General features: G+C 59.1%; 18 protein-coding genes. 13 read left to right on the top strand and 5 right to left on the bottom strand.

Going from position 1 to position 18,145, the window contains the following annotated elements:
- Positions 1–106 precede the first annotated feature (106 nt).
- The gene (locus PY649_RS27995; protein WP_285872255.1) at positions 107–1,465 is read left to right on the top strand and encodes a putative bifunctional diguanylate cyclase/phosphodiesterase; all 1,359 of its coding nucleotides are present in this window, start codon (positions 107–109) and stop codon (positions 1,463–1,465) included.
- Positions 1,466–1,569: 104 nt separating this feature from the next.
- On the opposite strand, the gene PY649_RS27990 is transcribed toward PY649_RS27995, so the two are convergent.
- The 5 genes from PY649_RS27990 to PY649_RS27970 all read right to left on the bottom strand — a co-directional run bounded on the left by PY649_RS27990 (position 1,570) and on the right by PY649_RS27970 (position 5,767).
- The gene (locus tag PY649_RS27990) at positions 1,570–2,184 is read right to left on the bottom strand and encodes a PRC-barrel domain-containing protein (RefSeq protein ID WP_285872157.1); all 615 of its coding nucleotides are present in this window, start codon (positions 2,182–2,184) and stop codon (positions 1,570–1,572) included.
- Positions 2,185–2,536: 352 nt separating this feature from the next.
- Positions 2,537–3,424 carry an SMP-30/gluconolactonase/LRE family protein gene (locus tag PY649_RS27985; RefSeq protein ID WP_285872156.1) on the bottom strand — a complete coding sequence of 296 codons (888 nt, stop codon included), beginning with the start codon at positions 3,422–3,424 and terminating at the stop codon, positions 2,537–2,539.
- Positions 3,425–3,429: 5 nt separating this feature from the next.
- The gene (locus PY649_RS27980) at positions 3,430–4,065 is read right to left on the bottom strand and encodes a 2-dehydro-3-deoxy-6-phosphogalactonate aldolase (RefSeq protein ID WP_285872155.1); all 636 of its coding nucleotides are present in this window, start codon (positions 4,063–4,065) and stop codon (positions 3,430–3,432) included.
- The gene (locus PY649_RS27975) at positions 4,065–4,997 is read right to left on the bottom strand and encodes a 2-dehydro-3-deoxygalactonokinase (RefSeq protein WP_285872153.1); all 933 of its coding nucleotides are present in this window, start codon (positions 4,995–4,997) and stop codon (positions 4,065–4,067) included. The genes PY649_RS27980 and PY649_RS27975 overlap by 1 nt, the downstream gene beginning before the upstream one ends.
- The gene (locus tag PY649_RS27970; RefSeq protein WP_285872151.1) at positions 4,997–5,767 is read right to left on the bottom strand and encodes an SDR family NAD(P)-dependent oxidoreductase; all 771 of its coding nucleotides are present in this window, start codon (positions 5,765–5,767) and stop codon (positions 4,997–4,999) included. The genes PY649_RS27975 and PY649_RS27970 overlap by 1 nt, the downstream gene beginning before the upstream one ends.
- A gap of 153 nt (positions 5,768–5,920) precedes the next feature.
- Between PY649_RS27970 and PY649_RS27965 the strand changes: the two genes are divergently transcribed.
- The 12 genes from PY649_RS27965 (at position 5,921) to PY649_RS27910 (ending at position 18,143) form a co-directional block, all read left to right on the top strand.
- On the top strand, positions 5,921–6,706 hold the full coding sequence (locus tag PY649_RS27965) for an IclR family transcriptional regulator (RefSeq protein ID WP_285872254.1): 786 nt from the start codon (positions 5,921–5,923) through the stop codon (positions 6,704–6,706).
- A 322-nt stretch (positions 6,707–7,028) separates the two neighbouring features.
- A complete protein-coding gene (locus PY649_RS27960) occupies positions 7,029–7,769 on the top strand; it encodes a helix-turn-helix transcriptional regulator (RefSeq protein ID WP_432761420.1) in 741 nt (246 codons plus the stop codon).
- A 714-nt stretch (positions 7,770–8,483) separates the two neighbouring features.
- Complete coding sequence (locus PY649_RS27955) at positions 8,484–9,632, top strand: Mrp/NBP35 family ATP-binding protein (protein WP_285872149.1); 1,149 nt, start codon at positions 8,484–8,486, stop codon at positions 9,630–9,632.
- 411 nt (positions 9,633–10,043) lie between these two features.
- Complete coding sequence (locus PY649_RS27950) at positions 10,044–11,021, top strand: magnesium transporter CorA family protein (protein WP_285872148.1); 978 nt, start codon at positions 10,044–10,046, stop codon at positions 11,019–11,021.
- 17 nt (positions 11,022–11,038) lie between these two features.
- On the top strand, positions 11,039–12,940 hold the full coding sequence (locus tag PY649_RS27945) for a potassium transporter Kup (RefSeq protein WP_285872147.1): 1,902 nt from the start codon (positions 11,039–11,041) through the stop codon (positions 12,938–12,940).
- A 169-nt stretch (positions 12,941–13,109) separates the two neighbouring features.
- Positions 13,110–14,288 carry a cell wall hydrolase gene (locus PY649_RS27940; protein WP_285872146.1) on the top strand — a complete coding sequence of 393 codons (1,179 nt, stop codon included), beginning with the start codon at positions 13,110–13,112 and terminating at the stop codon, positions 14,286–14,288.
- A gap of 305 nt (positions 14,289–14,593) precedes the next feature.
- Entirely contained in the window at positions 14,594–14,938 is a 345-nt protein-coding gene (locus tag PY649_RS27935) for an AtpZ/AtpI family protein (RefSeq protein ID WP_285872145.1), read from the top strand.
- Between the two features lie 78 nt (positions 14,939–15,016).
- Complete coding sequence (locus PY649_RS27930) at positions 15,017–15,769, top strand: F0F1 ATP synthase subunit A (protein WP_285872144.1); 753 nt, start codon at positions 15,017–15,019, stop codon at positions 15,767–15,769.
- A gap of 69 nt (positions 15,770–15,838) precedes the next feature.
- On the top strand, positions 15,839–16,066 hold the full coding sequence (locus PY649_RS27925) for a F0F1 ATP synthase subunit C (RefSeq protein WP_028750571.1): 228 nt from the start codon (positions 15,839–15,841) through the stop codon (positions 16,064–16,066).
- 79 nt (positions 16,067–16,145) lie between these two features.
- A complete protein-coding gene (locus tag PY649_RS27920; RefSeq protein WP_285872143.1) occupies positions 16,146–16,739 on the top strand; it encodes a F0F1 ATP synthase subunit B in 594 nt (197 codons plus the stop codon).
- Positions 16,740–16,742: 3 nt separating this feature from the next.
- Positions 16,743–17,234 (top strand): F0F1 ATP synthase subunit B, encoded by a 492-nt coding sequence (locus tag PY649_RS27915; protein ID WP_285872142.1) that lies wholly within the window; start codon positions 16,743–16,745, stop codon positions 17,232–17,234.
- Between the two features lie 135 nt (positions 17,235–17,369).
- The gene (locus PY649_RS27910; RefSeq protein WP_490385308.1) at positions 17,370–18,143 is read left to right on the top strand and encodes a phosphotransferase enzyme family protein; all 774 of its coding nucleotides are present in this window, start codon (positions 17,370–17,372) and stop codon (positions 18,141–18,143) included.
- Positions 18,144–18,145 lie beyond the last annotated feature (2 nt).

Raw genomic sequence — 18,145 nt, 5'->3', positions numbered from 1 at the left:
TTCCTGATAGATATCGCTCACATCGAATGACCGCCATCCCGCCATCCTTTGTTAAGACTTCGCCGTCATGCTCCTTCGCGGTCGGAGGAAAATGTCGGGACTGAATATGAAATCGGCTGAAATATCGCTCGCGCCAGTCAGTCAGAATGAATTGCAGGCGATGGCTTACACCGATCCCCTGACGGGGTTGGGGAATCGCTATCGCATGCGCGATCGCGCGCGCCTGCTTTCGGTCGAGCGCGCCAGCGATCCTGCGCCCTTCACCATCGGCATTGCCAATCTCGATTCCTTTAAGCCGATCAACGACCTCTTCGGTGTCGAAGCCGGTGACGAGATCCTTTGCCAGGTCGCCCATCGCCTGAAAGCCTGCATTCCCGATGGCGCCACCGTCACCCGCCATGACGGCGACGAATTTGCCTTTGTGCTGCCGCTGGTCTTTGAGCGTGTCGGTGCGGAAAAGTTCGGGCAGATGATCCGCGAGGTATTGTCGGCGCCCTATGATCTCGGCGACCGCAACGTTCGTCTTTCCGCCTCCTTCGGCTTTGCCATCTATCCATTCGCCGGCGAGGAATTCGAAGATCTGCTGAAGAGCGCCGAGACGGCCCTTTATCGCTCCAAGCGGCGCGGCCGTGGCCAGATCACCGTCTATTCCAAAGAGATCGCCCAGGAGATGAAGCGCGCGACGCAGCTCGAACAGGCGCTGCGCAACGCCATCATTTCAAATACCATCGACGTGCATTTCCAACCGATCGTATCGCTCGCCAATAATCTGATCGTTGGCTTCGAGGCCTTGGCCCGCTGGAACGACGCCGATCTCGGCTTCGTCTCGCCCGCCGTCTTCGTCCCGCTTGCGGAAGAGCGCGGTTTTATCGACGCGCTCTCCGAGACCCTACTGCGCAAGGCGGCGGAGGCTGCGCTTTCCTGGCCGCGCGAGCTTTTCCTTTCTTTCAATCTGTCTTCGGCACAATTGATGGATCCCGGCACGAGCAGCAGCATTCTCGCCATTCTCGGCCGCGTCGGCTTCGATCCGCATCGGCTGGAATTGGAAATCACCGAGACGGCCGTCATGAGCTCGGCCGACACGGCACACCGCATCATCGCCGATCTCAGAGCGGCGGGCGTGCGCATCTCGCTCGATGATTTCGGCACCGGCCAATCCAGCCTCGGCCGTCTGCGCGATTTCATTTTTGACAAGGTGAAGATCGATCGCGCCTTTGTCTCGCGCATCAATTCCGACCGGGCCTCTGAACATATCGTCAAGGCGATCCTTGCGATGTGCGAGGGACTTGACCTGGAGGTGGTCGCCGAGGGGATCGAGGATTGCGCCGAGGCGGTAAAGCTCAGGTCGCTCGGCTGCGCCATGGGGCAGGGCTATTATTACGGCAAGCCTGCCGACAGCGTCGCGACGCTGCGATATCTCCACGAGAATTACTACGAACTAGCTGGCGAGCGCGAAACCGCCTAGGGTCGCCCGGCTCAAGTAATTACAGGATCGTACCGCTGCTGCCGCAGATATGAAAAACGACGACCGCATGGATCGCCGTTTTTCAATGTTATGCGACATTATCGTCATTTGCTGGTCGACGAGGTCGTCGTGGTGTCGGTTCCAGGCACCGCGGCCGTTGCCGGGGTCTTTGCAGCCTTTTCGGAGGCCTGCATAGCAAGTGTCTTGAACTCCGGTGCGGCCTTCAGCGAGTCAGCCGTTTCCGTGGTCGTCAGCTTGATGCTGCCGTCCTGGGCATTCTGCGTCGCGGTGACCTTGTCGAAGGGAACGGCGACATTCTTCTGGCCGATGCCAAGGAAACCGCCGACGCCAACAACTGCGGCGATAACACCGCCCTGTTTCTGCAGGATGAGGTCGTTGATGCTGCCGATGCTTTCATTCTGACCATTATAGACCGACTGGCCCATATAGGTCCTGGCGCTGATTTGATCCGCCGACTGCTCGGTCAGATATGTACCGGCCTGCGCCGTGTTTGTCGTCGGTGCCGGGGCCGGAGCCTGGGCGTTGTTTTGCGGCTTAGCCGTCTTGGTGTCTGGCGTTGCCGGGGCGGTCTGCGTCATCGGCGCGGCGTTGTTGCCGGTTGACGGCTGCTGCGCTTGGGCGAAAGCCATCGGTGAAAGAACCGATGCTGTGGCAAAGATCGCGCCAACAGCGGCGGAAGTGAACAATTTGCCGGTCATCGTGAACCTACCTTTCATTCTGATGGGGGCACGTTAACCGGCTCGGGCGGGGCCACTCTTTTGGCTGACCATCACCGTGCCGGTTCGTTAGGAAAATGGTCGAAAAGGGCTTTAGTTCCGGCAGGTGTTGCGCGAGACGGCTGTCCGCTACCTCCGCGAGGTCAATATAACGCGAAAAATCAAAGGGGAACGCACAGTTTAATGCAACCTAAGCAATTGATTTCACGAATGGGTTGCGGCGATGAGCAAGTTGAATTCGACGCACAAATCTCCTCTATCCGCGGTCCGTTGCGCTCACAAAATTTTGCCGTCGGGGAGTCACCTTCTCCCGATTGAGAGAAGGCAAATGCAATCAAATCTTGTAGATCGGATCAAAAACGCCCTTGACCGTAGGGCCGAGTTCCAAGAGCGCGCCAGCTTGCGGCTGCATCGAGCGGGCGTCCTCGTCGAGGCCTTCCCAGGCGGTCGTTACCGCAAGACGATCGGCATTCTGGCCGATGAAGGCCGGGCAGGAGGGCTGCATGGCGGGTACGCGATAGCGCTCGATGCGCAAGCCGTCCGGGCTGTAACGATCGACGAAACCGGAGCCCCAGCGGGCGTTCCAGATGTAGCCGTCGGCATCGCAGACCGAGCCGTCGAGGCCGCCTGGGTCCTCCATGCTGTCGACCATGACAATCGGCTCGCCAACAGGCATCCCGGTCAGCGGATCGACCAGCACCCGCATCAACTGGCTGAGGCGAGTATCGGTGAAATATCCGATCGTGCCGTCGGGTGAAAAGCAGATGGAGTTCGGAATGCTGAGCTGATCGAAGATCTTCGTCACCTTGCCGCCGGCGACATGATAGATCGCGCCAGCCTGCATTTCCGCCCGCTTGCCCATGGTGCTGATCCACAACGACCCGGAAATATGGGTACGCCCGTCATTGGAGCGGTTCTCCGGCTTGTCCGCCTCGATCGCGGCATAAAAGGTCAGTTCGCCGGATCCGATATCGCGAAGAAACAGTCCTTCTTCGGTGGCGAGCAATTGCCGTCGGTCGTCGACGCGGGCGAGTACGCTTGCCATCATCGGCAGAGCGTGAACTTCCTTCTTGCCGGTCGACAGATGCAGTTCATGAAGTTCCTTGCCGATAATGTTGAACCACCAGACCGTATCCGTATCCGGATCATAGGTCGGTCCTTCGCCCAGAACCGATGCGGTGTTGCAAAGAATATTGCCATGAAAATCATGAATGTCGGTCATATGGGTCAGGCTCCTACGGCAGCATCATAGGCGTAAATGGTTACCTTGGCGCGTTCGGCAACCTCTGCTGTCGTCATTCCCGGCTTGTAAAGGCTGGTGCCCAGACCGAAAGCCAGGATGCCGGCCTTGGTGTAGTCGGCGAAATTCTTGTCGGAAACGCCGCCGACGGCCGCGATAACGAGCTCGGGCGGCAGCACGGCGCGGATGGCGGTGATGCCGGAGGCGCCGAGCACGCCGGCCGGGAAAAATTTAAGACCCGTCGCGCCCGCGCGCGCAGCCGAAAGGGCTTCCGTCGCGGTGAATACGCCAGGCATCGTCACCATGCTCTTATCGCGTGCGCGGCTGATGACGGCAGGTTCGACATTCGGCGTCACCAGCAGTTTGCCACCTGCGGCATCCAGCCGATCGACGTCTTCAACGCTCAGCACAGTGCCGGCGCCGATCAGGCAGTCGGCGGGCGCCATCTTGGCGGCGATCTCGATCGAGCGGAAGGGCTCCGGCGAGTTCAGCGGGATTTCGATCGCCGTCAGGCCGGCGTCGATCAGAGCGCCGACGATATCAGCCGTCTCTTCGGGTTTGATGCCGCGGAGAATGGCGATAAGCGGGCGTTTCATGGGAGGGAAGGGGATGCGGGTCGTCATCAGCATTTTCTTTCGTTATGCGGCCAGATCGCCTTCGCTGCGGCGGAAAGCCCGCGGCGGACGGCGGTATCGGCGTCAACAGTCGTATAGGTGAGGCCCAAGGTGCGGAATGCATCTTCGTAGAGCGTCTGCAGGCGTCCGGAGGCAACGAGAGTAATCGCAGCCCCTTGTCGGGCAGATGACAGCGCGCCGGCGATTTCGGCACCGATCAGCGTGCCCGAGATCAAGGCGTGCGCCCCGGCGGCCGTCAGGCCATGCAGAAGTTGGCCGGCACGAGCGGTAAAGAGCAGGTTCGTGGCGAGGGCCGGCTTGTTGAAGGACGCTTTGATCGCGGACTCGAAAGCGGTACTGTCCGCAGACATGTCGGCCGCGCCGGCAACGGCATGCGACAGGATGCTGTGCTTGGTGACGACGTCGAAGAGTTCGCCGGTCATGAAGGTCGAAAAGCCGGTGACTTGGCCATCGACGACACGCACCCATTTCGAATGCGTGCCAGGCATGCAGACGACCTGCTCGCCCTTGGCATCAGCCGCGATCGCGCCGAGCAATTGCGTTTCCTCGCCGCGCATGACGTCAGGCGCTTGCCTGTCGCGTTGCGCCAGGCCCGGCAGAATGCGGACATCGCGCGATTGGCCGGGCACGGAGACGGCGCCGGTAAGGATGGCAGAGAGCGAGGTCGGCGTGTCGATATAGCCGGCTTCCACCCAGCCTTGACGCGCCCCGGCCATGCCGCAGACGATGACGGGAAGATTTGCAGGCGCGGCGAGGGCATCGAGATGCGATTGCAGCACCTGGGCAAAGCCTGTCTGAGCCGCCGATGTCATACCTTCGCCGCTGCGGCGCTCGCCGAGAATGCTGTCATCTTCGCCGATCAGCCACAGCCGGAAACTGCTGGTGCCCCAATCGACCGCGATATATGCGGGACTCGCCACTAGAAAATACCTCCGTCGACAATGATAGACTGCGCAGTGATGCTGCCTGCGCTATTGGATGCGAGAAATAGTGTCGGGCCGACCAGATCGGCAGCCTTTAGAATATGCTTGAGGCATTGGCGCTCGATCGTCTTGGCGATGCTATCCTCAGTCAGCCAAAGCTCCATCTGCCGCTCGGTGACGACCATGCCCGGCAAAATGGCGTTGACGCGGATATTCTCCGGTCCAAAGCGGCCCGCGAGGCTCTTGGTCAGGCCAATGACGCCCGCCTTTGCGGTTGCGTAGGCGGAAAGATGCGGCGGGTTCATCTTGAAGACGATCGAGGAGAAATTGATAATCGCCCCGCCGCCGGCCGCGCGCATGCCCGGCGCTGCCGCCTGCGAGACGAAGAAGACCTGCTTGAGGTTGATCGCCTGATTGTTATCCCAATATTCCTCCGTCGTCGTGTCGATCTCGTGCCGGTCGTCCCAGGCGGCGTTGTTGACGAGGACGCGGATCGCGCCAAGATCGGATTCGACGGCAGCGACCGTGCTTTTAATGGTGCTGACGTCGCGGAGGTCAGCATGATAGAAGGCAACCGGATGGGCCGATTGCGCCGAGAGCCTTGCGGCAAGCGCCTTGCTCGGCTCTTCCGCTATATCAATGAAGGCGACCTTGGCGCCCTGCTGAGCGAAGCCCTCGACAAGGGCCGCGCCTATACCGGAGCCGCCGCCGGTAATCAGGACTGTGCGATCCTTAAGATCGGGAAATTTTGCTTGTGTCTCGGTCAAGTCCATCTCCCTCCCGGAAAAACATGTTGTTCCATTATTTGGAACTGAATTTGACTATATGGAATTATCGGATTACCCTTCAGCCCTGTCAAGGATGTGATGGAACGCCGCAGACGTGGCGAGGCAGTCGTGGGTTCGAAACGGGGCGAACATATGGGGGATATCCGCCGCGGCCGGGAGACCGGTACGCTCGGTAAGCTCATGGCGCTCATCGATCTCGTTGCGCTGGCGGACGACCCGATGCGCTTCACCGATATCCTGTCGCAGTCCGACCAGCCACGCGGGACCCTGCATAGGCAATTGTCGCATCTCGTCGAGGAGGGGCTGCTGGAGACTGATCGCGACGGACGCTATCTGCCCGGCATCAGGCTCTTGAACCTTGCCTCGCGCAGTTGGGCGCGCAACGAATTTCGGACCGTCGCCGAGCCGCATCTGCGCCTTCTGCAGGCGCAGACCGGCGAGACCGTGCACCTCGGCGTCCTGCGCGGCACCGAGGTCATCTATCTCGACAAGGTCGAGGGCCGGCAATCCGTGCGCATGTATTCGGAGATCGGCAATGCCTCACCGGCCTACTGCACCGGCGTCGGCAAGGCGGCTTTGTCGGCGCTGGATGATATCAGCCTCGAAGCCCGAGTCTCCGGCCTTCAGTTTCATGCCTATACCGAGCATACCCACCGCAGTGTCGCAGATCTTCAGGCCGATATCGCGGCTATCAGGGCGCGCGGTTGCGCTTTCGACCGTGAAGAGCATGAAAACGGCATATGCTGCGTTGCCGCGCCTATTCGTTCAGACGATGGCGATATACTGGCCGGCGTCTCGGTAACCGGCCCGGCCTATCGGGTTACGCCGGAAAAATTGCAGGAATGGGCGCCTTTAGTAAGGGCTGCAGCGGCTGCAATCATGCAGGATATACGCAGTCGGCTCGGCCCGAGGCGTTAATCTCGCCGATTTTTTCGACTGTCATGCGAAATTCACCAATTTTGCCTTTCATGTGCTGGACCTAGGCCAACTTAAACGTTTATTCTAAGTCGCTTGCTGGGAATCGTGGATGAGCTGCCATTCTCGTTGAGTACCTGCCGCTGCGCTTCGAGGAGATAGGCGAACTTATTGCCGGGCGCAGTAGTATGAGTGTCGCAGCGTGCGAGATTTTTTAGAAATTTATATTTGATCAATCGCCGGCTTGTCGGCGTTCATGCAATGACCCGGAGGCCTGGAGGCGGCGATTTTGCGTTTGCGCCCCTCCATTACATGAAGAAGACTAATGATGGCAGCATTGGTGCAGGCGGGAAGGCCCCCTCGGGGCGAGGACTATATTGATGAAATTACCGGTCTGAAGACACAGTTCGATGTTTTTCGCTTTATGAAGCGGCTGACGGAAGCCTATCGCTGCCGCGCATTCATGGTCCTGAACCTGCCGCCGGTTACATCTTTCGAACTGCAGAGCAATTCGGTCATCAACAACTGGCCCGCCGAACTCCTTGCAACCTACGATCAGGAAGGGCTGATGACGAACAGCCCGGTGCTGCGGCGTTTACGCAATTCCACGTTGCCTTTCATTCACGAGACAACCGCAAGCATCAATCGCGATGATGGCAGATCCCAACTCGTCACCGCCTTGTTCGAACGCTTTCGCATGACGCGCTGCATCTATCTGCCGACCCATGACGCATCCGGCCTTCGCGGCGCGGTGTCGCTTGCCGGCGATCGCGAACTCTTCACACCCGAGGAGATTAAGGATCTCTGCTACGTCGCGCTCTACGTCTTTGACCGCTTGGCGGAAATCCGCAACATGGACATCCGGGTCACCGACGCGCTGACGGATCGGGAGATCGATTGCCTGAATTGGACGGCCGCGGGCAAAACCAGCGCCGAAATCGCAGAAATCCTGACGCTCTCCGAACACACGGTCAATCACTACCTGAACCGGGCAACCAAGAAGCTGGACACGGTCAATCGCACCCAGGCAGTCGCCAAAGCGCTCCGTGTCGGGTTGATCAAGTAATGCATGAACCTAAAAAGTGCGCGGCGGTTTTTGGAAAAGATTATGCCCAGAAGGGACCATGATCCCAAAAAGTGCGCGACGGTTTTGGCGCGGATTCTGCTCGGATGAAGAGTGAGAGCGAGTGAAATCCGGGCAATTTGCTGCGCTAATTTTGTGCGTTGCACATAAATATTGCTGGCAACTTCTGCACCGATTTCCGGGTTGAATCTGGATACGTCCGTAATGGCTTGAAAACTATATAGTTTTCTGACTTCGCGGAACTGGCACGCTTTCTGCATTTCAATGGACAGAGGTCCAGAGGGGGCTTTGATACCAGCGCCGGCTAACGCGCGCGGATTCGGCAGCCGCTGCCGATACTGTTTTCGTGGCTTCTCCCCCACGGCAAGGTATCGGCGGCGGCTGTTGCTTATTTGGCACGTCGTCAGAATCAAGGCGGTTTGTTGCGCGATTTTTCGCGCGCTCGCCCTAGTCCTTTCAAAGCTTTGCTTTATGTGCCCCGCTAATATCGCGTTCCTAGCGATCGTTGCGGCTGGTGGGGCTCTAAGCCCGGCGGACCTGCCGGCCGCAACGCACTCAGCCGTTTTGTCCATATTCCCCTTAATTTCGTTTGGCGAAGTTCCGCTACTCCACTATCTAATCCTGAAGAGATCCGGAGCATTTGCCGCGGGCGGCCGCGCGCCGCGATCCGGATGGAAATCGTGCAGTGAGGATGGAATGGCAGACATCACCAAGGAACAGGTTCTGGAAACGCTGAGAACCGTTCGCGGCCCGGACCTAGAGCACAATATCGTCGAGCTCGGCATGGTATCGGATGTCTTCATTTCCGATGCCAAGGTGTATTTCTCGATTACGGTTCCGGCCGAACGTGCCAAGGAATTGGAGCCGATGCGCCTCGCTGCCGAGCGCGTCATCAAGGAGTTGCCCGGCGTGAGGGGCGCTTTGGTCGCGCTAACTGCGGACAAGAAGGCTGGCACCGGCGCGCCTGCCGCGCGCCCGGCTCCCGCTCAGCCGGCTGCGCATTCCCATGCACATGCACCGCAACAGCCGCCCCGTGCCGGCAAGATCGGCGTTCCCGGCATTGGCGCCATTATTGCCGTAGCCTCCGGCAAGGGCGGCGTCGGCAAGTCGACCACAGCCGTCAATCTCGCGCTCGGCCTGCTCGCCAACGGCCTGCGCGTCGGCATCCTGGATGCCGACATCTACGGCCCGTCCATGCCGCGTCTCCTGAAGATTTCCGGCCGGCCGACCCAGATCGATGGCCGCATCATCAACCCCATGCAGAATTACGGCCTCAAGGTCATGTCCATGGGCTTCCTCGTCGACGAGGAGACGGCGATGATCTGGCGCGGGCCGATGGTGCAGTCGGCGCTGTTGCAGATGTTGCGCGAAGTCGCCTGGGGTGAACTCGACGTGCTCGTCGTCGACATGCCGCCAGGTACCGGCGATGCCCAACTGACCATGGCGCAGCAGGTGCCGCTCGCCGGCGCCATCATCGTCTCGACACCGCAGGATCTGGCACTGATTGACGCCCGAAAGGGCCTCAACATGTTCCGCAAGGTGGAAGTGCCGGTGCTCGGCATCGTCGAAAACATGAGCTATTTCATCGCTCCGGACACCGGCGCACGTTACGATATCTTCGGCCATGGCGGCGCGCGGAAGGAAGCGGAGCGTATCGGCGTACCTTTCCTCGGCGAAGTGCCGCTGACCATGGGTATCCGTGAGACTTCCGATGCCGGTACGCCGCTCGTCGCTTCCGAGCCGAATGGCACCGTCGCCGGCATCTATCGCGATATTGCCTCCAAGGTCTGGGCGCAGATAAGCAACACGCCTCAGCGCGCAGCGCCATCCATCGTCTTCGAGTAGTTTACAAGATGGGTGCCGATCAGCAGTCGGCACGATTGCCTTGCCCGCGCCGTGTGCTATGACTTCCCACGATCGTGAATCTGCGGTGAAAGCGCGCATCGAAGGGGTTATGACTTGATTCTTTGCGAGCTTTGCTGCATATGCGCCGCCGGCGTGAGTTTGGTCGGGCATTTCCGATGACGGCCATCTGCCAAATGGTGACTTCGTCTCGCCTGAGCAATCAGCGTTCTCATGACGGACGAAGGATTGGTACAGCAGCGCAATGGAGCATGGACACGGATTCTCAGCCGGACCGGCGGGATACGCCGGGAGTTTTATGAGCTTTTTTTACTGGCCATCGGCAGAGTCGCGGCAAGAGCGCAAAAAGCGCCACGGCTACAGCTTTGTCTCTGACTCGCCGAGGGCGATCCGTTGATCACGGCCTACAGCTCCGACTGCAAGGCTCTCGAATTGGCGGATATTTCGAGCATTGCTCGACTGCCGGAGAGTGCCGTCTGGATCGACATGGTCGAGCCGTCGCGTGAAGAGGAAACGAATATCGAGCGCCTGCTAGGGCTCGAAGTGCCGACCCGCGATGATATGAAGGATATCGAGCCCTCGAGCCGGCTCTATGTTGAAGACGGTTCGGTCTTCCTGACGGCTTCGCTGCTATGGAAGGTCGACACCAATCTGCCGACGCTGACCGATGTCGCCTTCATCCTGACGGACCATCGCCTGGTCACGATCCGCTATGCGCAGCCGAAATCCTTTGCGCTGTTCATCGCAGCGCTGCAGCGCATTCCGAAGGAGCGGCGCACGGGTGTCGCCCTTCTGGCGAAGCTCCTGGAAACAATTGTCGACCGCACGGCGGAAGTCCTTGAACAGACGATCTCCGGCATCGATATATTGTCGGTGCATGTTTTCGGCGATCGCGTGAAGAAAATCCGCCGTCCGTCGAACTATCTGGAAGAGAAGCTGAAGGACATTGCAGGGTACCATCGCACGGTCAGCAAGGTGCGCGATAGCCTGAGTTCATTGTCGCGGCTTCTGACCTTCCTTCATACCATCCCCGCTATGCAGCAGGATCATGAGGCCAAGGAATTGTGCCGCAATGTCTCGCGGGATGTGCAATCTCTATCCGAACATGCGTCCTTCGTCGCCGGTAATATTACGTTCCTGCTCGATGCGTCGCTCGGCCTGATCAATATCGAGCAGAACGCCATCATCAAGATTTTCTCGATCGCCTCCGTAGTCTTCCTGCCGCCGACGCTTGTGGCGTCGATTTATGGTATGAATTTCGAATTCATACCCGAGCTGCATTTTGCCTTCGGTTATCCGGCATCGTTGCTGTTGATGGTGGTGTCTGCCGTCGTTCCGTTCTTCTTTTTTCGCTGGAAAGGCTGGCTCTGAGAGTCTAGTGATCCTGAATGTCTGACGAAACCCATCATTCTCCCGACGGGAAAATGAACGCTGGCAAGCTTGCATACCTCGCCCTCGGTTCGATTGGCGTGGTGTACGGCGATATCGGCACGAGCCCGCTCTATGCCTTTCGCGAAGCATTGAAGCCGGTAGCCGCTGACGGCTTGACACGCGGCGAAGTCATCAGCGTCGTCTCGCTGATGTTCTGGACGCTGACGATCATCGTCACGATCAAATACGTCCTTTTTCTGCTCCGGGCAGACAACGACGGCGAAGGCGGCACATTGTCGCTGCTGGCGCTATTGATGAAGACGGCCAACGGCCACACGGCCATCCTGATGCTGTTGGGATTGATGGGCGCCGCACTCTTCCTCGGCGACGCGATGATCACTCCGGCGCTTTCGGTTCTCTCCGCCGTCGAAGGTCTGAAGCTCGTCACACCATCACTGACGGACTACATCGTACCCATATCGGTCGCGATCATGGCGCTGCTTTTCGCGATCCAGTCGCACGGCACCGGCGCGGTTGCCCGCTTCTTCGGTCCGATCATGGCGCTCTGGTTCATCGTTATGGGCCTTGCCGGCATCATGCACATCTCCGATGATTTCAGCATTCTGGCTGCACTCAATCCCTATTACGCGGTGAGCTTCCTCGTGCGGGAAGGCTTTCTCGGCGTCGTTGTCCTGGGCGCGGTGTTCCTGACCGTGACGGGCGCGGAAGCCCTTTATGCCGACCTCGGCCATTTCGGCCGGCGCCCGATCCAGTGGGCCTGGTTTGCGCTTGTGTTTCCGTCGCTGACTTTGAATTACTTCGGTCAGGGCGCACTGGTGCTGCGCGACCCGATGGCCATGTCCGACCCGTTCTTCCTGATATTTCCGCATTGGGCCATCCTGCCGGTGGTCATTCTCGCCACTCTGGCGACGATCATTGCCAGCCAGGCGGTCATCACCGGTGCCTTCTCGCTCACGCGCCAGGCAATCCACCTCGGTTTCCTGCCACGCATGGAGATCCTCTTCACGTCCGAAACCAATACCGGCCAGATCTTCCTGCCGTCGGTCAATGCCGTGCTGTTTTTCGGCGTCATCTTCCTCGTATTGAGCTTCAAGACCTCGGATGCGCTGGCGATTGCTTACGGTATCTCCGTGACCGGCGCGATGGTTGTCACCTCGATCATGGCCTTCGAGTTCGTCCGCGTTCGCTGGAACTGGACGCTGCCCATGGCGGTCGGCGTGCTGGCGCCGCTGGTGCTGCTGGAATTCGTCTTCCTCGGCGCAAACCTCCTGAAAATCCGCGATGGCGGCTATGTTCCGGTGCTGATGGCGACCGCCTTTACGGTGATCATGTGGACCTGGCGCCGTGGCACGGCTCTCCTGATGGAGAAGACGCGACACACCGATATTCCGTTGTCGTCCTTCGTCAGTTCGATCGAGCGCAAGAGCGACCACTCGCCGGCCCACGTCCCTGGAACGGCGATCTTCCTCACCAGCGACCCGGAATCTGCACCCGCCGCGCTGCTGCATAATCTGAAGCACAACCACGTTCTGCACGACAAGAACGTCATCCTGACGATCCGCACCATCAACAAGCCGCGTGTCGCCCAGGAGGACCGTTACTCGGTAGAGAAAGTCTCCGACCGCTTCTCGATTGTCGAGCTGCGCTTCGGCTTCATGGAATCGCAGAACGTCTCGCAGGCATTGGCGACTTTGCGCAAGACCGGGTTGAAGTTCGACATCATGTCAACCTCCTTCTACCTCGGGCGCCGCAAGCTGGTGCCCGACGCCAAATCCGGCATGCCGCACTGGCAGGACCGGCTTTACATCGCCCTCGCCAATGCCGCGACCGATCCTTCCGACTACTTCCGCCTGCCGGCTAACCGCGTGGTGGAACTGGGATCGCACGTCATCATTTGAGGTCGACGCCATCGTTATGTGTTCAAAGGCCCGGTGGATATTCGCCGGGCCTTTTGTACGTCGGCATTTCCAAATGTATTCGTGAATGCGCGAACGTCCGAATTAACCATCCATCAAGGTTAATCAGAGATTATTCCGGCTCCTAGTCCAGTGCCGTTGGAGTCCGGTGTTGCTTCGTCCGAGTCGTGTCCCCCGCAAGCTTGGTTTCTTGCCGAAAAACTGGACTTCGCCAGCGGTCTTCGGGTTTTGCGCATGGCTGATCTTTCCGTCCACAGTGGCCTATGCCGATCTTGCCGGCTTGCTGGCGGGTATCGACAGGGGTAGCAGCAACTGGCGCATGGTAATTACCAAATCGCCGGCCGGTTCCACCCACCAGGAAGAGCTTGCTTTCGGCGATGCGTCCACCGCAGCTGCCATCGGCGACGGCGGTTTGGTCATGCCCGACGGCCGTCGCGTCGCCTTCGTGTCGCAGAAGAAGGGCAGCGATCCGAGGCCCGATGAAGATCGCATCAATCGCCAGGACAAAAAGAGCCGGGTGGTAGCCGTCGCGCCGATGCAGCCGCCCAAGGATTTTTCCGCCGGCTCAGTACTGCAGCGCGACAGCATGCTGTTCCGCCCTGAGCTGGATACCAAGGACAAGACCGCTTTCCTGAAGCCGAAGATCGGCGGCAAGGAGATTCAAATCGCCACGGCGTTCTATAAGAAAGAGCCGCCGAAGCCGGACAATAGCGTGCCGTCCTACCTTGCAAGCCTGGTGACGAGCCAGGACGCAGATGTTCTTGCCGCCGCTTATGCGTCGCCGCCGCCAGACTACGCCCGCATCTCGCCCTTCGATTCGATTCTCGCCAAGGATCAAGACAATGAAGGCCGTTTCGTGCCGCAGATTGGTCCCGAAGATCACGCCTGGGCCGCAAATGTCCTGCCGCCTTCCGTCTTTTCTTCCGACGAACAGCAATGCCTTGCCACCGGCATCTATTTCGAGGCGCGCGGGGAATCGGTGAAGGGGCAGGCGGCTGTCGCCCAGGTTATCCTCAATCGCGTCCGCAACCCGGCCTATCCGAAGACCATCTGCGGCGTCGTTTATCAAAACGACGATTGGCACAACGCGTGCCAGTTTTCCTTTGCCTGCGACAGCGTCAAAGACCGAGTGAATTCGCCCGAGCACTGGAAGATCGCCCGCCAGGTGGCCATGGCTGTGACCGCCGGCAGGATCTGGCTGCCGGAAGTCGGCTCCGCCACGCACTATCACGCCGTCTACGTCCGGCCGAAATGGGCGGCCGAAATGGTGAAGGTCGGCCGCATCGGCATGCATATCTTCTACCGGACCTATGGCGGCGGCTGGAGCTGACGACGACGGGATTGACGCTGTGCGGCAGGCGATAAATGGTCGGCAAAAAGGCTACAGAAAAGAGCGGCCCGAAGAGGATTCTTTGGCCCAGTTTCCCACCAGCATTGCCTATTCGCCCTAAGATCATGATTTATTTCGGCTAATTTATGGCTGGACAGATGACGTCTACGCCTTGACTATGCTTTTTCCTAAAACTATGTTGCGCGCGACTTCAAACGGGCCGAAAAGGTGACGAAACCTGCCGTTCGTTTACGCGTTGACCGGGGTAATGGGGCTGCGCGCAGCGAAAATGGGAGGACATCACCATGGCGGATGACCGCGACGAAGGTCTGGAAAAGCGACGGGAGCAATTGGAAGCCGAACTGGCGAGCAAGCGCTCTGCGTTGGGAGAGGATGAACGAGGGGAGGTTCGCGCCGAGGAGAGCCGCAAGGGCTACGCCGAGGCGATGAAGCTTTCCAGCGAATTCATTGCTGCCATCATTGTCGGCGCTGTTCTGGGCTATCTCTTCGACCGTTTTGTCGGCACGGCGCCGTGGGGCATGATTGTACTTCTGCTTCTCGGATTTTGTGCCGGCGTGCTGAATGTTCTGCGCTCTGCAGGCAAGGTGGCGACACCGATGCTTGAAAAGCACGGGCTTGACAAGAAATGAGCTGGAAGCGGCGCTGCGGCGTGGTTTCCTGGTGAGAGGCATCCGCTCTGACAAGCGGGAAAATGAAAGAGAACAGCGGTGGCAAACGGACCTACCCATCAGTTCCTGATCTTCAAGATTATACCGATTGATATCGGCGGGATTGATTTTTCGTTCACCAATGCTTCGCTGTTCATGGTCGCCTCGGCAGTGATCTCTGCCGGCTTCCTTTATTTTGCCACCTCGCCGCGCAGCGTCATTCCGGGCCGCGCCCAATCGGTAGCGGAGATGGCTTACGAGTTCATCGCCTCGATGCTGAAAGAAGGGGCGGGAACCAAGGGGATGCAGTTCTTCCCGCTGGTCTTCTCGCTCTTCATGTTCGTGCTGACGGCGAACCTGCTCGGCCTGGTTCCCTATTTCTTCACCGTCACCGCCCAGATCATCGTTACCTTCGCGCTGGCGCTTTTGGTCATACTGACGGTCATTATCTACGGCGCCATCAAGCATGGCTTCGGCTTTCTGAAGCTCTTCGTGCCGGAAGGCGTGCCCGGCATTCTGTTGCCGCTGGTGGTGTCGATCGAGATTATCTCCTTCCTTTCCCGCCCGGTTTCACTCTCCGTTCGTCTTTTTGCCAACATGTTGGCAGGCCATATCACGCTCAAGGTGTTCGCAGGCTTCGTCGCCTCGCTCGGAGCCCTTGGCGCGCTTGGCATCGGCGGCGCTATTCTTCCCCTGGCTATGACCGTCGCCCTGACCGGTCTCGAGCTACTCGTCGCCTTCCTTCAGGCTTACGTCTTTGCGGTGCTGACTTGCATGTACATCAATGACGCAATCCATCCGGGTGGCCACTAGGGATTACCGACATTGACGTCCGCAGGGCGTCAGTCATTCGCCGCAACAACCATTTCAAAGGAGTTCAACATGGAAGCGGAAGCAGCAAAGTTCATCGGCGCAGGTCTGGCTTGCTTTGGTATGGCCGGTACGGCTCTCGGCCTCGGCAACATCTTCGGCAGCTACCTGTCCGGCGCACTTCGCAATCCGTCTGCCGCTGACAGCCAGTTCGGCCGTCTGGTATTCGGCTTCGCCGTTACGGAAGCTCTGGGCATCTTCTCGCTGCTCATCGCTCTCCTTCTGCTCTTCGCCGTCTGATATCAGTGGCGTGATAGATCACGGTTCGCGGGACAGCGGGCCGTGATCCTTTGTATTTGCAGACCACCTGGAGGTGAGCATGTTTGTGACCCCGGCTTATGCTGAAGAAGCACCGCCGGCAGCCGGCGCGGTGCATACGGAGACGGGTGCGCCCGATCAGGGCCATCACGCAGGCGTATTTCCGCCGTTTGACCATACGACGTATCCGTCACAGCTCCTTTGGCTGGTGATCACATTCGTGATCTTCTACGTGACCATGCAGAAGATCGTCGTTCCGCGCGTTGGCGGCATTCTGGAAAGCCGCCACGAGCGCATCGCTCAGGATATCGAAGAAGCCTCGCGCCTGAAGGCCGAAGCTGATGCTGCCGTTGCGACCTATGAAAGCGAGTTGGCCGTGGCACGCGCCAAGGCGAATTCGATCGGCGCCACCGCCCGCGACGCCGCCAAGGCAAAGGCTGAGGAAGATCGCAAGGCGATCGAGGCAAGCCTTTCGGAGAAGTTGAAGGCCGCGGAGGCCCGCATCAGCGAGATCAAGGCAAAAGCCTTTGGCGATGTCGGCGCCATAGCCGAAGAGACGGCCTCCGCCGTCGTTGAGCAGCTTGTCGGCAACGTTGCCGGTCAGGCTGACGTCGTCTCGGCTGTAGCCGAAGCATCCGCCAAGCGGGAGGGTTGATCCATGGAATTCGGTTTGGACGAAACTTTCTTTGCCTTCGTCGCTCTCATCATCTTCCTCGGTATCGTCGTCTACCTGAAGGTTCCGGGCATGATGGCAAAGTCGCTGGACGACCGCGCCGATCAGATCCGCAACGATCTGGCCGAAGCCAAGCGCCTGCGCGAAGAGGCCCAGCATCTACTGGCCGAATACCAGCGCAAGCGTAAGGAAGCTGAAGCTGAAGCCGCGCATATCGTTGCCGCGGCTGAGCGCGAAGCTGAAATGCTGACGACGGAAGCTCGCAAGAAGACGGAGGAATTCGTCGCCAACCGCACGGCGCTGTCCGAGCAGAAGATCAAGCAGGCGGAAGCCGATGCGATGAAGGCGGTTCGTTCCGCCGCAGTCGACCTGGCCATTGCCGCTGCCGAATCCGTGCTCGCCAAGAAGGCCGACGGCCGCGTTCAATCCGAACTCTTTAGCAACGCCGTCGGCGAAGTGAAGACTCGGCTGAACTGAGCGCACACGCGATCGCTTTTTGGAAAAGCCCGGCTTCGGCCGGGTTTTTTGTTTTGAGGGTGACACCCGACCGTGGCGACATTTGACGATGGCTCTGGATCGAAACTAGATTTCGGCCCCGCTTGAAGGAGTGAGATGGTGATACCGACCGAGGACATCGGCGAAGGCCCAGTTCGCCATGATGATCTCGTCTGTCGGCGCACCCGTCCCTGGACTGCGAGTATTCACGCCCTGCTCATTGCACTTCAAACATATGGCTTTGCGAACGCGCCATTGTCCGCCGGATATGACGCGACGTGGGAGAGGGTGAGCTTTCTTCCAGGTGAGACGGGTGACCTGGATGACAATGAGAATATGAGGTCCATGAAAGCTCTGCGGTCGGCTGCGCGCTTGCTGCGGCGTTATCATGATTGCACTGCGCTATTTATGCAGCCAATGTTGAAGGACCAAAAGTGGCAATTGCCGCCGAGGCCACCGCTCGAGGTGATCTGCCATGGCGATTTCGCCCCCTATAATGTTGTTCTCAACGGCGGCGAGGTGACTGGCATCATCGACTTCGAGACGGCGCATCCTGGCGCGCGTTGCTGGGATCTTGCTTACGCTATCTATCGCTGGGCGCCTCTGTCCGCGGACGTCGCGGCCAAGGATCTCGGAGAGCTCGATATACAAATTCTCCGCGCTTGCAGCTTCCTTAATGCTTACGACCTGCCCACCGAGCAACGATCGGCATTGCCGGGCATGATCATTGACCGTCTCAATGCCTTGGTCGGCTTTATGGAAAGCGAGGCGGCCGATGGTGTGGAAAGATATCGCCGCAACGTCGAAGAAGGCCATGCTGACATCTACCGGCGTGATATCGCCTATATCGCAGAACACCGAAGCAAGATCATAGCCGGCCTCACAGGATAAGG

This window comes from Rhizobium mayense, assembly GCF_030272705.1.
Lineage (GTDB): Bacteria > Pseudomonadota > Alphaproteobacteria > Rhizobiales > Rhizobiaceae > Rhizobium > Rhizobium mayense.
This window is presented reverse-complemented; position numbering and strand designations above follow the sequence as displayed.